Below are 14,538 nucleotides of genomic sequence, written 5' to 3'. Positions count from 1 at the left end.
GCTCAGCCCGCCTGCTCGGCCGCCTGGCCGCCCATCCGGTTCCACGCATCGAGCCCGGCGATCTTGTAGGCCTCGGCCAGCGTCGGGTAGTTGAACGTGTTCTCGACGAAGAAATCGACGCTGCCGTGCAGGTTGATGACCGCCTGGCCGATATGGATCAGCTCCGTCGCGCCCTCACCGACGATATGGGCGCCGAGCAGCCGGCGGGTCTTCAGCGAGAAAATCAGCTTCAGAAAGCCGGAATCGACGCCCATGATGTGACCCCGCGAGGTTTCCCGAAACCGGGCGATGCCGCATTCATAGGGCTCGCCGCTGGCGCGCACCTCCTCTTCCGATTGCCCGACGGTGGAAATCTCGGGCACCGCGTAGATGCCGTAGGGAAAGGTCGCCGGCGCCGGGGGCAGGGGCTGGCCGAAGGCGTGGCAGGCGGCGACGCGGCCCTGCTCCATCGAGGTGGAGGCGAGCGAGGGAAAACCGATGACATCGCCCGCGGCATAGATGCCGGGCACCGAGGTTTCGAAGGTCTTGGGGTCTACCTTGATGCGGCCGCGCCTGTCGGCCTCCAGCCCGATGCCGTCCAGCCCCAGAGCGCCGACATTGCCCTGCCGCCCCGCCGCGAAGAGCAGCATCTCCGAGCGGATGCGTCGCCCGTCGGCCAGCGCCACCTCGACGCCGCTGGCGCTCGAGGTGATCTCCTTCACCTCGGCGCCGAGGCGGATCGACATGCCGCGCTCGCGCATCTGGTGGGTGAAATCCGCCACGATCTCGCGGTCGATGAAATCGAGGATGGTGTCGCGCCCCTCCAGCAGGGTGACGGGCACGTCGAGGGCCGAGAAAATGGTGGCATATTCCACGCCGATCACCCCGCCGCCGATGACGGTGAGGGTGCGGGGCAGATGGTCGATCTCCAGGATTTCGTCGCTGTCGAACACGCGCTGACGGTCGAAGGGCACATGCGCGGGCCGGTAGGGCTGGGTGCCGACGGCAATCAGCGCCTTTTCGAAGCCCACCTGGCTGACCTCGCCATCCTCGCCGGTCAGCTCGACGGTGCCGGCATCAATGAAACGCGCCTCGGCGGCGACGCTGCGCACCATGTTGCGCATGAACTGGTGCTGCAGCACCTCGACCTCGTGGTCGAGCGTCTTGTGCAGGCGGGCCATCAGATCGCCCGCCGTGATCTCCTGCTTCACCCGGTAGCCGCGCCCGTAGAAGCCGCGCTCGCGCCAGCCGGAGAGATTGAGCACCGTCTCGCGCAGGGTCTTCGAGGGGATCGTGCCGGTATGAACCGAAACGCCGCCGAGCCGCCGGCCCCTGTCGACCACCAGCACCGAGCGGCCGAGCTTGGCCGATTGCACCGCCGCCCGCCGCCCCGCCGGGCCCGAGCCGATGACCAGCATGTCCACCTTGTCCATCGCGCCTCTCCCTTCGCCCGAACGAGGAAAGCGGACGAAGGGTCAAGAAACAATGACGGAGGGGCAAGTTCGGCGCGCGCAGCGGCCAGATTGCCCGGTGATCGGGCAGGGGCACCGCTCAGGGGGCCGGCACGAACTCTGCATCGTCGCCCGGGGGCAGGGTGAACAGGCCCTCGCCCCAGCGGCCGGCGCGCCATTCTTCCTTCGCGTGCTCGATCTTCTCTCGGCTGGAGGAGACGAAGTTCCACCAAATGTGCCTGCGCTTGCCCATTGTGGCGCCGCCAAGAGCCATCAGTCGGGCGCCCTCCGGCCCAGCGGTGACGAAGATCGGGTCCCCGGGGCGGAACACCATCATGCGACCAGCCTCAAAGCGATCGCCCGCCACCTCGATCTCGCCGCTGGTGATGTAGAGGCCGCGGTCCTCGTGATCGTCGGGCAGGGGGTAGCGGGCGCCGGGGGCGAGCGTGACGTCGAGGTAAAAGGCCTCGGAGAACAGCCGCGCCGGCGCCTCTTCGCCATGGGCGCGCCCCAGCAGCAGACGGGCGGTGATGCCCTCGGCCTCCAGGAGCGGCAGCTCGGATTTGCCATGGTGCTCGAAGCTCGGCGCCACCTCCTCCTTGTCCTCCGGCAGGGCGATCCAGGTCTGGATGCCGAACAGGCTGTTCGGCCCCTGCCGTCCCTCTTCGCTCGTGCGCTCGGAATGCGTCACGCCCCGGCCCGCGACCATCCAGTTGAGCTCGCCGGGGCGGATCATCTGGTCGCTGCCAAGGCTGTCGCGGTGATGGAAATCGCCGCGGTAAAGGTAGGTGACCGTGCCGAGCCCGATATGCGGATGGGGCCGGATATCCACGCCCTTGCCGGTCAGAAACTCCGCCGGCCCCGCCTGATCGAAGAAGATGAACGGCCCGACCATCTGCCGCTGCTGCGAGGGCAGGGCGCGCCGCACCTCGAACTCACCGATGTCCCGGCTGCGCGGGATGATCAGGGTCTCGATTGCCTCCGGCGGCGTATCGCCTGCCACATTCGGGTTCCAGCTCATGGGCGGCTCTCCTTCTCCTCCAAAACATAGGCCTTGGTCCGCCCATGCAACAGGGGCGCCAGCTCTCCGCCAGCGCCCCTGTCATCTTCGACGTCAAAATATCCTCGGGGGGAGCCGCAGGCGGGGGGCAGACAGCCCCCCTCCACGCTTTCCGCCCGCTCAGACAGCCCCGACGGAGCGCTCACTCGGCGGCAGCAGCCCGCGCAGCACGTCGTCGCGGGTGAGCTGGCCGATGAGCTGGCCGTCTTCCTCCACGCCCACGGTGCCCTCGCTTTCGATGAGCTGGGCGATGCCGTCGCGCACGAGGTGATCAGCGGCGATCTTGATCGTCGGCGTGGTGGTCAGCGGCGTCATCAGGTCACGCGCGCGGAACACACCGAGCGGGTTCATGTGCTGCACGAACTCGGCGACATATTCGTTCTCGGGCTTCGAGAAGATGTCGCGCGGCTCGCCGGTCTGGATGATGCGCCCGCCTTCCATGATCGAGATCTGGTTGCCGATCTTGAAGGCCTCATCCAGGTCGTGGCTGACGAAGATGATCGTGCGCTTCAGCCGCTGCTGCAGCTCCAGGAGCTCGTCCTGCAGCTTGGTGCGGATCAGCGGGTCGAGCGCCGAGAAGGGCTCGTCCATCAGCAGGATCGGCGCCTCGGTGGCGAAGGCGCGGGCGAGGCCGACGCGCTGCTGCATACCGCCGGAGAGATCGCCGACCTTGCGCTCGGACCATTCGGAGAGGTTCACGAGGGCGAGCTGCTCGTCGATACGCTCGTTCATCTCCTTCTTCTTCATGCCGCCCAGCTCAAGGCCCAGCCCGACATTCTCACGCACTGTGCGCCAGGGCAGCAGACCGAATTGCTGGAAGACCATGGCGACGTGATGCATGCGGATGCGCCGCAGCTCGGTCGCGCCGGCATGGGTGACGTCGACCATCTTCTCACCGTCGTTCACATGCACGGCGCCGCGCACCACGGGGTTCAGCCCGTTGACGGCGCGCAGCAGCGTCGACTTGCCCGAGCCGGACAGGCCCATGAGCACGACGATCTCGCCCTCTTCGACGGTAAGATCGCAATTGTGCACGCCAAGAACCTGCTTGGTGGCCTCCTGGATCTCGCCGCGCTGCTTGCCCTCGTCCATCATCGGCAGGGCCTTTTTCGGGTCCGAGCCGAAGACGATGGAGACATTCTCGATTCTGACAGCGGTGCTCATTTCTTGCTCCCCATATTCAGGATGCGGTCGAGCATGATGGCCACGACGACGATGACGAACCCGCTTTCGAAGCCGAGCGAGGTGTTCACCTGGTTTAGGGCCCGCAGCACCGGTACGCCAAGGCCCGCGGCGCCGACGAGCGCCGAGACGACGACCATGGAGAGCGAGAGCATGATGGTCTGGTTGAGGCCGGCCATGATCTGCGGCAGCGCATAGGGCAGCTCCACCTTGATCAGCGCCTGTCGCGGCGTGGCGCCAAAGGCGCGGGCGGCTTCCAGCAGCGCCTGCGGGGTGGAATGGACGCCAAGGTAGGTCAGGCGGATCGGCGCGGGCAGCACGAAGATCACCGTGGCGATGAGGCCAGGCACGGTGCCGATGCCGAAGAACACGATGGCCGGGATCAGATACACGAAGGTCGGCAGCGTCTGCATGAGGTCGAGGATCGGGCGGAGCACGACATAGAGCTTTGGCCTGTGTGCCGCTGCGATGCCGATGGGCACGCCGATCAGCATGCAGACGATGCAGGCCGAGAGCACCAGCGTCAGGCTTTGCGTCGTCTCTTCCCAGTAGCCCTGGTTGACGATGAACAGAAAGCCGAGCGCCACGAAGAGGCTCACCTTCCAGCTGCGCTGCAGGGCGTAGGTGATGGCGACGAAGCCGGCGATGACGATGAGCGGGTAGGGTGTCTGCAGCACCCATTCGATGCCGTCGATCATGGCCGACATGATGTCGGCGAAGATGTCGAGCAGGAAGCCCAGGTTGTCGCGGATCCAGTCGAAGATGGCGCTCGCGACGTCACCGACGGGTATCTTGTAGCTCTCTAGCCAGTCCATGGCGGTCTCTGTCCCCTGTCCTTTTGGATGGGTGGCCCCCGTTTGCGAGGTGCCCCGTTATTAAAAAGGGCGCCCTCCGGGGGCGCCCTCTGGTCAGCAGGACCGGCCAGATCGTTGGCCGGCCGATCCTGCCGCGATCTTACATGCCGAGCGATGCTTTGACAGCCGGAAGACCCTCTTCGCCGTCGATCGTGGTCACGCCGTCGAGCCAGCTTTCCCACTGATCGGGGTTTTCCTGCAGCCAGGCTTCGGTGGCGTCGGACGGATCGGCGCCATCATCGAGGATCTGGCCCATGATGCCGTTTTCCATGTCGAGCGAGAACTTCATGTTCTGAAGCAGCTTGCCGACATTGGGGCATTCTTCGACATAGCCGGTACGGGTGACGGTGTTCACCACGCCTTCGCCGCCGAAGAAGTCTTCGCCGCCGGGCAGGTACTCCAGGTCGAAGTTGGCGTTCATCGGGTGGGGCGCCCAGCCGAGGAACACGATGTCTTCCTGGTCGTCAACGGCGCGGCGCACCTGCGCCAGCATGCCCTGTTCGGAGCTTTCGACGACCTCGAAGCCTTCGAGGTCGTACTTGTTCTCTTCGGTCAGCGACACGAGGTAGCCGTTGCCTTCGTTGCCGGGCTCGATGCCGTAAATCTTGCCGTCGAGCTCGTCACGGAAGGTGTTGATGTCGGCGTAGCTCTGCAGCCCCTTCTCGTAGGTATAGGCCGGCACGGCGAGCGTGTAGACGGTACCTTCGAGGTTGGTGCCGACGGTCTCGATCTCGCCCGAATCCAGGTAGGGGCCGATGGCGCCTTCCTGGGCCGGCAGCCAGTTGCCGAGGAAGACATCGATGTCGTCGCTTTCCAGAGCGGCGAAGGTCACCGGCACGGAGAGGATCTTGATGTCCACGTCGTAGCCGAGGCCCTCGAGCACGTGCTCGGCGGTCGCGGTGGTGGTGGTGATGTCGGTCCAGCCGACGTCGGAGAAGGTGACCGTGTCACAATCGGCCAGCGCGGCAGAGGCGCACAGGGCGAGGGCGGAGGCGGTAGCGGTGGTCGCGTAGAGTTTCATTCGATGCTCCCTAGTCGTTGCGTTTTTTGAAATCTGATTGACCAGTCAAACAATGAAGCTTTATGGCCAGATGGCAACAGTTTTTTCTGAGGAGCGGCACATGGGCGTCGAAATGCGACGCAGGGAAGAGCTGATCAGGGCCACGATCAACGTGATCGGCGAGGCCGGATCGCTCGACATCACCGTCGGCCGGATCGCGAAGAAAGCCGGGGTCTCTCCGGCGCTGGCCTTCCACTATTTCGGCGACAAGGAACGGCTGTTCCTTGCCTCGATGCGCCATGTCCTGCGCTCTTATCACGACGATGTCGTCACCGCATTGTCCGATGCCTCAAACCCGCGAGAGCGGCTTGAGCGGATCATCCATGCCAACTTCGCGCCGGGCAACTTTCATCGCGGCGTCATCGCCGCATGGCTCAATTTTTACGTGCTCGCGCAATCCTCGAACGAGGCGCACCGCCTGCTTCGAATCTACCATCGGCGCCTGCAATCGAACTTCGTTCACGAGCTGCGCCCGCTGGTGGGCGACGAGGCCGAAAGGGTGGCCGCCCGGCTCGGCGCGCTGATCGACGGGTTGTACCTGCGCCTTGTTCTGACCCCGGTGGAAACCGCCGGCGAGAGCGCCATCGAAACCGTCCTCGCGACGCTGGACAACGAACTGAAGGCTCATCAATGACCCGCCCCAATATCCTTATCCTGATGGTCGACCAGCTGAACGGAACGCTCTTCCCGGATGGCCCGGTCGACTGGCTGCATGCGCCCAATCTGAAGGCACTGGCCGCCGAATCGGCACGCTTTCAGACCTGCTACACCGCCTCGCCCCTCTGCGCGCCGGCGCGGGCCAGCTTCATGTCGGGGCAGCTTCCCAGCGTGACGGGCGTCTATGACAACGCCGCGGAATTCACCTCGAGCCTGCCGACCTACGCGCATCACCTGCGCCGTGCGGGCTACCAGACGGCACTGTCGGGCAAGATGCATTTCGTCGGCCCCGACCAGTTGCACGGGTTCGAGCAGCGGCTGACGACCGACATCTACCCCGCCGATTTCGGCTGGACGCCCGACTACCGCAAGCCCGGCGAGCGGATCGACTGGTGGTACCACAACATGGGCTCCGTCACCGGCGCCGGCGTCGCCGAGATCACCAACCAGATGGAATACGACGACGACGTCGCCTTCCAGGCCGAGCAGAAGCTCTTCGACCTCTCGCGCGGCCGCGACGAGCGCCCGTGGTGCCTGACGGTGAGCTTCACCCACCCGCACGACCCCTACGTGGCCCGCAAGAAATACTGGGATCTCTACGAAGATTGCGAGCACCTGCTGCCGCCGGTGCCGGCCATGCCCTATGAGGCGCATGACGCCCATTCCAAGCGCATCTTCGACGCCAACGACTGGCGCAATTTCGACATCACCGAAGAGAACATCCGCCGGGCACGGCGCGGCTATTTCGCCAATATCTCGTATCTCGACGACAAGATCGGCGGCATCCTCGATGTGCTGAAACGCACCCGGCAGGAGGCCACCATCCTGCTCGTCTCCGACCATGGTGACATGCTTGGCGAGCGTGGCCTGTGGTTCAAGATGAGCTTCTTCGAGGGCTCGTCCCGCGTGCCGCTGATGATCTCGGGGCAGGGCATCCCGCCGGGGCTGATCGAGCAGCCCGTCTCCACCATCGACGTCTGCCCCACGCTCTGCACCCTCGCGGGCTGTAGCATGGACGAGGTCGCGCCGTGGACGGAGGGCGAATCGCTCATCGAGGTCGCCAAGGGCGAGGCCGAGCGCAGCCCCGTGGCGATGGAATATGCGGCCGAGGCCAGCTACGCGCCGCTCGTCGGTATCCGCGACGGAAAGTACAAGTACATCCGCTGCGACCTCGATCCCGAGTTGCTGTTCGACCTTGAGGCCGACCCCCACGAGCTGACCAACCTCGCCGGTGACCCCGCCCATGCCGAGGCGCTGGAGCGGCTGCGGGCGCGGGCCGATGCGCGCTGGGATCTGGCCGAGTTCGACGATGACGTACGCAAGAGCCAGGCGCGGCGCTGGATCGTCTACGAGGCGCTGCGCAACGGCAGCTACTACCCGTGGGATTACCAGCCCCTGCGCGATGCCTCCGAGCGCTACATGCGCAACCACATGGATCTGAACGACGTCGAAGAGGGCCAGCGCTTCCCGCGCGGCGAGTGAACCATATGAGCTACGATCCCCAGCCCCAGGGCAGCCACTACATCGGCGGCGCCTATGTCGAGGATACGGAAGGTGCCGAGATCCCCGTGATCTACCCCGCCACCGGAGAGCGCATCGCCACACTGCATGCCGCGACGCCTGCGGTGATCGAGCAGGCGCTCGCCGCCGCCAAGGCCGCGCAGAAGGACTGGGCCACTTGGTCCCCCCGCGAGCGGGGCCGGGTGCTGACCCGCGCCGCCCAGATCATCCGTGAGCGCAACCGCGAGCTCAGCGAGCTGGAGACGCGCGACACCGGCAAGCCCCTGCAGGAGACGCTGGTCGCCGACGCCACCTCCGGCGCCGACGCGCTGGAATATTTCGGCGGGCTGGCCGCGAGCCTTTCCGGCGAGCATATCCAGCTCGGCGATGACTGGGTCTACACGATCCGCGAGCCGCTCGGTGTCTGCGTCGGCATCGGGGCGTGGAACTACCCCACCCAGATCGCCTGCTGGAAGACGGCCCCCGCGCTCGCCTGCGGCAACGCGATGGTCTTCAAACCCTCGGAGATGACGCCGCTCTGCGCGCTCAAGATCGCCGAGATCATGGTGGAGGCGGGGGCGCCGCCGGGCCTCTTCAACGTCGTGCAGGGCTACGGCGAGGTCGGCGCCAGTCTCGTGACCGACCCCCGCGTCGCCAAGGTCTCCCTCACCGGCTCGGCCCCCACCGGCAAGCGCGTCTATGCCGCCGCGGCGGGCGAGATGAAGCATGTCACGATGGAGCTGGGCGGCAAGTCGCCGCTGATCGTCTTCGACGATGCCGAGCTCGACAATGCCGTGGGCGGCGCCATCCTCGGCAACTTCTATTCCTCGGGCCAGATCTGCAGCAACGGCACCCGGGTCTTCGTGCAGCGCGACCTGGTGGAGCCCTTCCTTGCCCGGCTGAAAGAGCGGCTGGGCGGTGTCGTCGCCGGTGACCCGATGGACGAGGCGGTGAACTACGGCCCCATGGTCAGCGAAAAGCAGATGCGCATCGTGCAGGAGTTCATCCGCAAGGGGAAGGACGAGGGCGCCCGCCTCGTCACCGGCGGTGGCCAGATGGCGGGGGCGGGCTTCTTCCTCGAACCCACCGTCTTCGCCGACGTGACCGACGACATGACCATCGCGCGCGAAGAGATCTTCGGGCCGGTCATGTCCGTCCTCGCCTTCGACACCGAGGAAGAGGCGATCGCCCGCGCCAACGCCACGCCCTATGGCCTCTCCGCCGGCGTCTTCACGCGCGACATCTCCCGCGCCCACCGGGTGATCCGCCAGCTCGAAGCGGGCTCCTGCTTCATCAACTCCTACAACGACGCGCCGGTCGAGGCGCCGTTCGGCGGGGTGAAAGCCTCGGGCGTGGGCCGCGAGAACTCCAAGGAAGCCATCAACCACTACAGCCAGGTCCGCTCCGTCTACGTGCGGATGGGCGACGTCGAGGCGCCGTTCTGATGGGCGAGATGCGGGCCGATTACGTCATCGTCGGTGCGGGCAGCGCCGGTTGCGCCATGGCCTATCGGCTCGCCGAGGCCGGCAAGCGCGTGCTGGTCATCGAGCATGGCGGCTCCGACTGGGGGCCGCTCATCCAGATGCCGGGCGCGCTCAGCTACCCGATGAACATGAAGCGCTACGACTGGGGCTACCAGTCCGAGCCCGAGCCGCACCTCGGCGGGCGCAAGCTGGCCCTGCCGCGCGGCAAGGTCATCGGCGGCTCCTCCTCGATCAACGGCATGATCTACGTGCGCGGCCACGCCCGCGACTTCGACCATTGGGCCGAGGAGGGGGCGAGCGGCTGGGGCTATGCCGACGTTCTGCCGTACTTCAAGCGCATGGAAGACTGGCACGCCGGCGGCCATGGCGGTGACACCGAATGGCGCGGGCAGGGCGGGCCGCTGCACGTCACCCGCGGCACCCGCGAGAACCCGCTGACCCGCGCCTTCGTCGAGGCCGGGCAGCAGGCCGGCTACCCGGTGACGCCCGATTACAACGGCCGCCAGCAGGAGGGCTTCGGCCCCTACGACATGACCGTCTGGAAGGGCCAGCGCTTCTCCGCCGCCCGCGCCTACCTGCGCCCGGCGCTCAAGCGCGCCAATTGCGAGCTTGTCCGCGCTTTGGCGCGCCGCGTGGTGCTGAAGGATGGCCGCGCCGTGGGCGTCGAGGTCGAGCGGGGCGGCAAGATCGAGGTGATCCATGCAGAGCGCGAGGTCATCCTCGCCGCCAGCTCGATCAACTCGCCGAAGCTGCTCATGCTCTCCGGCATTGGGCCGGGGGCGCATCTGGCCGAGCACGGCATCGACGTGGTCGCCGACCGCCCCGGCGTCGGGCAGAACCTGCAGGACCATCTGGAGCTCTACATCCAGGTCGCCGCCAGCCAGCCAGTGAGCCTCGCCAAGTACTGGAACCTCCTCGGCAAGGCCTATGTCGGCGCCCGCTGGCTCTTCACCCGCACCGGGCCGGGGGCCAGCAACCAGTTCGAGAGCGCGGGCTTCATCCGCTCCGCCGCCGGCGTGGAATACCCCGACATCCAGTACCACTTCCTGCCCATCGCCGTGCGCTACGACGGGCAGGCCAGCCCCGAGGGCCACGGCTTCCAGGCCCATGTCGGCCCGATGCGCAGCCCCTCGCGCGGCGAGGTCACCCTGCGCTCGGGCGATCCGAAGGACGACCCGCGCGTGCTTTTCAACTACATGAGCACCCCGCAGGATTGGGAAGACTTCCGCAAGTGCATCCGCCTGACGCGTGAGATCCTCGGGCAGGAGGCGTTCAAGCCCTTCTACAAGCACGAGATCCAGCCCGGCGAGGCGGCGCAGAGCGACGAGGCGCTCGACGATTTCATCCGCGAGCACGTGGAGAGCGCCTATCACCCCTGCGGCACCGCCAAGATGGGCGCGGCGAGCGACCCGATGGCGGTGGTCGACCCCGAGGCAAGGGTGATCGGGGTGGAGGGGCTGCGCCTCGCCGACAGCTCGGTTTTCCCGCGCATCACCAACGGCAATCTCAACGCGCCGTCGATCATGGTGGGCGAGAAGGCGGCCGATCACATCCTCGGCCGCGCGCCGCTTGCCCCCTCGAACATGGAGCCGTGGATCAACCCGGATTGGGAGACCTCCCAGCGCTGAGCGCCCCCGGACGGCGGAACAATGCCGCCGCCCCGGGGCTTTCCTCCTCAACCGGCGCCGCCCGGCCACAGGCTGGCGGTGCCTTTGATGGAGGACATCCCGATGGCCGATGACAAATCCCGCGACGACACCCTGCCCACCGGCGGCCCCGGCGGCGCGTCCCCCTCGCCGCACGGCCCCATTTCCACCCCCGCCGGCCCCGCCATGGCGCCAGCCGGTCTCGACCGCGAGGCCGCGGACGAGGTGGATGCCGAGGTGGCCCGCGATGAGAGCCGCCCCGCCTACGCCCCCGATCCCACCGGCATGGCCGCTCGCAGCGACCTTGGTCACGCCGCCGCTGACCCCACGCCGGGCCCGCATCGCGAGGCCAATTCGGGCGGCGCGAACACCGGGCTGATCTTCGGCGGCCTGGCGTTCGCGCTCGTCGTCATCGTGGCGCTCATCGTCTTGATCTGACGGGCGAAGGCAGCGCGGCGGCTGGGGCTGCCGCGCCTTAGCCTGCTGACCAGAAACATCGGAGACACCCATGGCCGACGATCTCATCGCCTTCGCCCTCACCTGTTCGCTGCGCCAATCGGGGGAGGGCAAGCCCAGCTCCTCCGATCTGATGACCGACCGGCTGTTTGCCGAACTGGAGGCGCTGGGGGTGACCTGCGGCAAGGCCCATGCCGCCGATCACGACATCAAGCCGGGTGTCAGCGCCGATGAAGGCGACGGCGATGCCTGGCCCGCACTCCGCGAAAAGATCATGGCCGCCGACATCTTCGTGCTGGCAACGCCGATCTGGATGGGCCAGCCGAGCAGCATCTGCAAACGCGTGCTGGAGCGGCTCGACGCCTTCATGGGCGAGGCCGATGACAAGGGCCGCATGCCGACCCTCGGCAAGATCGCCCTAGTAGCCGTTGTGGGCAACGAGGACGGCGCGCACGCCACCCATGCCGCCTGCTTCCAGGCGCTGAGCGATGTCGGCTTCACGGTGCCAGCTAATGCGGGAGTATACTGGGTGGGCGAGGCGATGGGCTCCGTCGATTACGCCGATCTCGACCCGCAGCCGGAGAAGGTGGCCGATGCGCTCAAGCTCGCCGCCTCCAACGCAATGCATCTGGCGAAGATGACGAAGGCTGCGCCCTTCCCGGGCGCCTAGCCGGCCGGGGCGAGGGTGGCGACGCCGAGCAGCGCTTCCACCCGCGTCGCGTCGAACTCCCCGCGTGGCCCGATGCAGACGAGGCCGGTCGCGCGACTGCCTTCCACCGGTTCCAGCTCATGGCGGCTGCCGACGACATGGATCAGCACCATACCATCTGGCGTCGGCACGAAACCTTTGGCCCGCGTGACCCCCTCATCCGCCGCCAGCGCCGCAGCAAGGTCACCGGCATCTACCGGGCCATCGGGGCGCAGCACGATGGACTCGTAGCCGCCATGCGCGCTTTCCGCCTTGTGACCGCGAGCAGGCAGGGGCACCGCGCCGAGCACTGCCGCAATGGGCGCCTCGCCGCGGATGACGGGCAGGATGCGGGTGCGCGGCGCCTTGGTCTTTAGCCAGTCGGTCACTTCGGCCAGCGCGGCCTCATCCACCAGATCCGGTTTCGTGAGCAGCACCAGATCCGCCTGCGCGAGCTGGCGGTCGATGGTGTCGGCCAGGTAGGGCCGCGCGGCGTTGCGGCGGATCTGCTCGGCATCCGCCAGCACAAGGATGCCGTCCGAGCGCATGCCCTGCATCAGCCCGACGGTCGCGGCGATGGCGCCGGGCAGGGCCACGCCCGAAGCCTCGATCAGCAGGTGATCGGGGCGAGGCTCCATCGCCAGCACGTCCTCCAGCGCGCCGAGCAGGTCGCTGCCATAGGCGCAGCAGACGCAGCCGCCGGAGATCGAGATCAGCCCGTCCTCCTCGGCCTCGATCAGGTCGCCGTCGATGGGCAGCTCACCGAACTCGTTGACGAGCACGGCGAGGCGCTGCCCCTCGTTGTGGCGGAGGAGATGGTTGACCAGCGTGGTCTTCCCGGCGCCCAGATAGCCGCCGATGATGGTGACGGGCAGGTCCATCAGATATCGGCGGCGGCGAAGATGCGCCCCCCCTGCACGGTGCCCCAGACCGGCACGTCCTTCAGCGCCATCGGGTCCACGGCCGTCGGGTCCTCCTCCAGAACCGCGAAATCGGCGCGCTTGCCGGCCTCGATGGAGCCGATGAGATGGTCCATCTTCATCGTCACCGCCGCGCCCATGGTGATGGCGTAGAGCGCCTCGGCCACGGTGAGCTTCTGCGCCTCGCCCTGCACCCGGCCGCTGGCCGTCAGCCGCGTCACGGCGGCCCACGCGGTGAAGAGGGGCCCGAGCGGCGTGACCGGGGCGTCGGAGTGGATGGCCATGATGACGCCCTCGTCCAGCGCCGAGCGGCAGGCATTCATCCGCTCCGCCCGCTCGGGGCCGACGGTGAGGCGGTAGTGCTCGTCGCCCCAGTAGAAATGGTGGTTGGCGAAGAGGTTCACCCCCATGCCCAGCCGCGCCATCTTGCGGAACTGCTCCTGGCTGGCGAGCTGGCAGTGCTGGAGCGTGAAGCGGTGATCGCGGTCGGGCGCGTCGCGGAGCGCGGCCTCCAGCGTGTCGATGCACAGCTGCGTCGCCTCGTCGCCGTTGGTGTGGGTGTGGACCTGGATGCCGGCCTTGAGGGCGAGCGTGTAGATCTCCTTCAGCTGCTCCGGGGCGATGTACCACATGCCGTTGGGGGCGCCGTTGTAATAGCCGGGCCAGCGCAGGCGGGCCGAGAAGCCCTGGATCGAGCCGTCGGAGACGACCTTGATGCGGCCGAGCTCCAGCCTGTCGGTGCTCTGCTCCTTCAGCGCGATCACCTGCTCGATCAGGTCCTTCGGCGCCATGCCCATCGCGATGCGGAAGGCGGCGATGCAGGCGGGGTAGTCGGGCGCGCCGGTGACGCGCTTGAACATGGCCGTGATCTCGTCGTTGAGCTGGGCGCCGAGGTCGGACGAGGTGGTGACACCCGCGCGCACGCAGAGCCGCCCGTAGTTGATCAGCCCCTGCTCGTCGGCGGCGAGGAAGGCGCGGTCCATGCCCACGAACTTGCCGACGGGCAGCATGATCTCGGGGCTCTTCAGCTCGCCGGTGGGCAGGCCGTCGCTCCCCAGCGGGATGCCCGGGTGGTTGTGACCGGTCTTGAGCATCCCGGCCAGCTCGAGCGCCTTGGTGTTGACGTTGAGGATATGGCCGGAGGCGTGCTGGATGCCGACGGGGCGGGTGGAGGAGACGCGGTCGAGATCGGCGCGCGTCATGCGCACGTTGTCCATGTAGATAGGGTCGAGCCCCCAGCCGAGGAGCGGGGCATCGGGGTCGTCCATCGCCGCCTCGACCTCGCTGAGGCGAGCGACGACGTCGTCGATGCTCTTGAGGCCGTCCCATGTCTTTCCGTCCGGGTCCATCCGGTCGAACCAGCCGACATAGGTAAAGTTCCAGAGCGCGCCCTCCATCGTGTGGGCGTGGCCCTCGATGAGGCCCGGCATCAGCACCTTGTCCTTGAAGGTCTCGTCCAGCTTGTACTCGCCCCATCCCGCCAGCTCCTCCAGCGTGCCGGCGCCGAGGATGTGGCCGTCGCGGACGGCCACATGGGAGGCCTCGGGGCGCGAGGGGTTCATGGTGATGATCTTGGCGGCGGAATAGATGGTGGTGGTCAT

13 protein-coding genes are annotated in these 14,538 nt (G+C 67.3%); 6 read left to right on the top strand and 7 right to left on the bottom strand.

Annotated elements, in window-relative coordinates:
• Positions 1 to 2: 2 nt before the first annotated feature.
• The 5 genes from sthA to choX all read right to left on the bottom strand — a co-directional run bounded on the left by sthA (position 3) and on the right by choX (position 5,547).
• Complete coding sequence (gene sthA / locus ACXN5S_RS15680) at positions 3 to 1,412, bottom strand: Si-specific NAD(P)(+) transhydrogenase (RefSeq protein ID WP_458606402.1); 1,410 nt, start codon at positions 1,410 to 1,412, stop codon at positions 3 to 5.
• A gap of 118 nt (positions 1,413 to 1,530) precedes the next feature.
• Positions 1,531 to 2,451 carry a pirin family protein gene (locus ACXN5S_RS15675; protein ID WP_458606401.1) on the bottom strand — a complete coding sequence of 307 codons (921 nt, stop codon included), beginning with the start codon at positions 2,449 to 2,451 and terminating at the stop codon, positions 1,531 to 1,533.
• 159 nt (positions 2,452 to 2,610) lie between these two features.
• The gene (gene choV / locus ACXN5S_RS15670; RefSeq protein ID WP_458606400.1) at positions 2,611 to 3,654 is read right to left on the bottom strand and encodes a choline ABC transporter ATP-binding protein; all 1,044 of its coding nucleotides are present in this window, start codon (positions 3,652 to 3,654) and stop codon (positions 2,611 to 2,613) included.
• A complete protein-coding gene (gene choW / locus ACXN5S_RS15665; protein ID WP_458606399.1) occupies positions 3,651 to 4,487 on the bottom strand; it encodes a choline ABC transporter permease subunit in 837 nt (278 codons plus the stop codon). The genes choV and choW overlap by 4 nt, the downstream gene beginning before the upstream one ends.
• 139 nt (positions 4,488 to 4,626) lie before the next feature.
• Positions 4,627 to 5,547 (bottom strand): choline ABC transporter substrate-binding protein, encoded by a 921-nt coding sequence (gene choX / locus ACXN5S_RS15660; RefSeq protein ID WP_458606398.1) that lies wholly within the window; start codon positions 5,545 to 5,547, stop codon positions 4,627 to 4,629.
• 52 nt (positions 5,548 to 5,599) lie between these two features.
• Here choX and betI point away from each other — a divergent pair, with 52 nt between their 5' ends.
• The 6 genes from betI to ACXN5S_RS15630 all read left to right on the top strand — a co-directional run bounded on the left by betI (position 5,600) and on the right by ACXN5S_RS15630 (position 11,999).
• Complete coding sequence (gene betI, locus ACXN5S_RS15655) at positions 5,600 to 6,220, top strand: choline-binding transcriptional repressor BetI (protein WP_458606397.1); 621 nt, start codon at positions 5,600 to 5,602, stop codon at positions 6,218 to 6,220.
• Positions 6,217 to 7,725: a choline-sulfatase gene (betC, locus tag ACXN5S_RS15650; RefSeq protein WP_458606396.1), complete on the top strand. Its 1,509-nt coding sequence runs from the start codon at positions 6,217 to 6,219 to the stop codon at positions 7,723 to 7,725. The genes betI and betC overlap by 4 nt, the downstream gene beginning before the upstream one ends.
• A 5-nt stretch (positions 7,726 to 7,730) precedes the next feature.
• A complete protein-coding gene (gene betB, locus ACXN5S_RS15645) occupies positions 7,731 to 9,188 on the top strand; it encodes a betaine-aldehyde dehydrogenase (RefSeq protein WP_458606395.1) in 1,458 nt (485 codons plus the stop codon).
• 8 nt (positions 9,189 to 9,196) lie between these two features.
• Positions 9,197 to 10,855, top strand: coding sequence for a choline dehydrogenase (betA, locus tag ACXN5S_RS15640; protein WP_458606548.1), 1,659 nt, complete (start codon positions 9,197 to 9,199; stop codon positions 10,853 to 10,855).
• A 102-nt stretch (positions 10,856 to 10,957) separates the two neighbouring features.
• A complete protein-coding gene (locus ACXN5S_RS15635; protein ID WP_458606394.1) occupies positions 10,958 to 11,311 on the top strand; it encodes a hypothetical protein in 354 nt (117 codons plus the stop codon).
• Between the two features lie 70 nt (positions 11,312 to 11,381).
• Positions 11,382 to 11,999, top strand: a complete 618-nt coding sequence (locus tag ACXN5S_RS15630; RefSeq protein WP_458606393.1) for a flavodoxin family protein — start codon at positions 11,382 to 11,384, stop codon at positions 11,997 to 11,999.
• Here ACXN5S_RS15630 and ACXN5S_RS15625 read toward each other — a convergent pair.
• Positions 11,996 to 12,898, bottom strand: a complete 903-nt coding sequence (locus tag ACXN5S_RS15625) for a CobW family GTP-binding protein (RefSeq protein WP_458606392.1) — start codon at positions 12,896 to 12,898, stop codon at positions 11,996 to 11,998. The genes ACXN5S_RS15630 and ACXN5S_RS15625 overlap by 4 nt on opposite strands.
• The gene (locus ACXN5S_RS15620; RefSeq protein ID WP_458606391.1) at positions 12,898 to 14,538 is read right to left on the bottom strand and encodes an amidohydrolase; all 1,641 of its coding nucleotides are present in this window, start codon (positions 14,536 to 14,538) and stop codon (positions 12,898 to 12,900) included. The genes ACXN5S_RS15625 and ACXN5S_RS15620 overlap by 1 nt, the downstream gene beginning before the upstream one ends.

Source organism: Pseudoroseicyclus sp. H15 (assembly GCF_054353345.1).
Note: the sequence above shows the minus strand (reverse complement) of the source record. Positions and strands in the feature narration are given on the sequence as shown.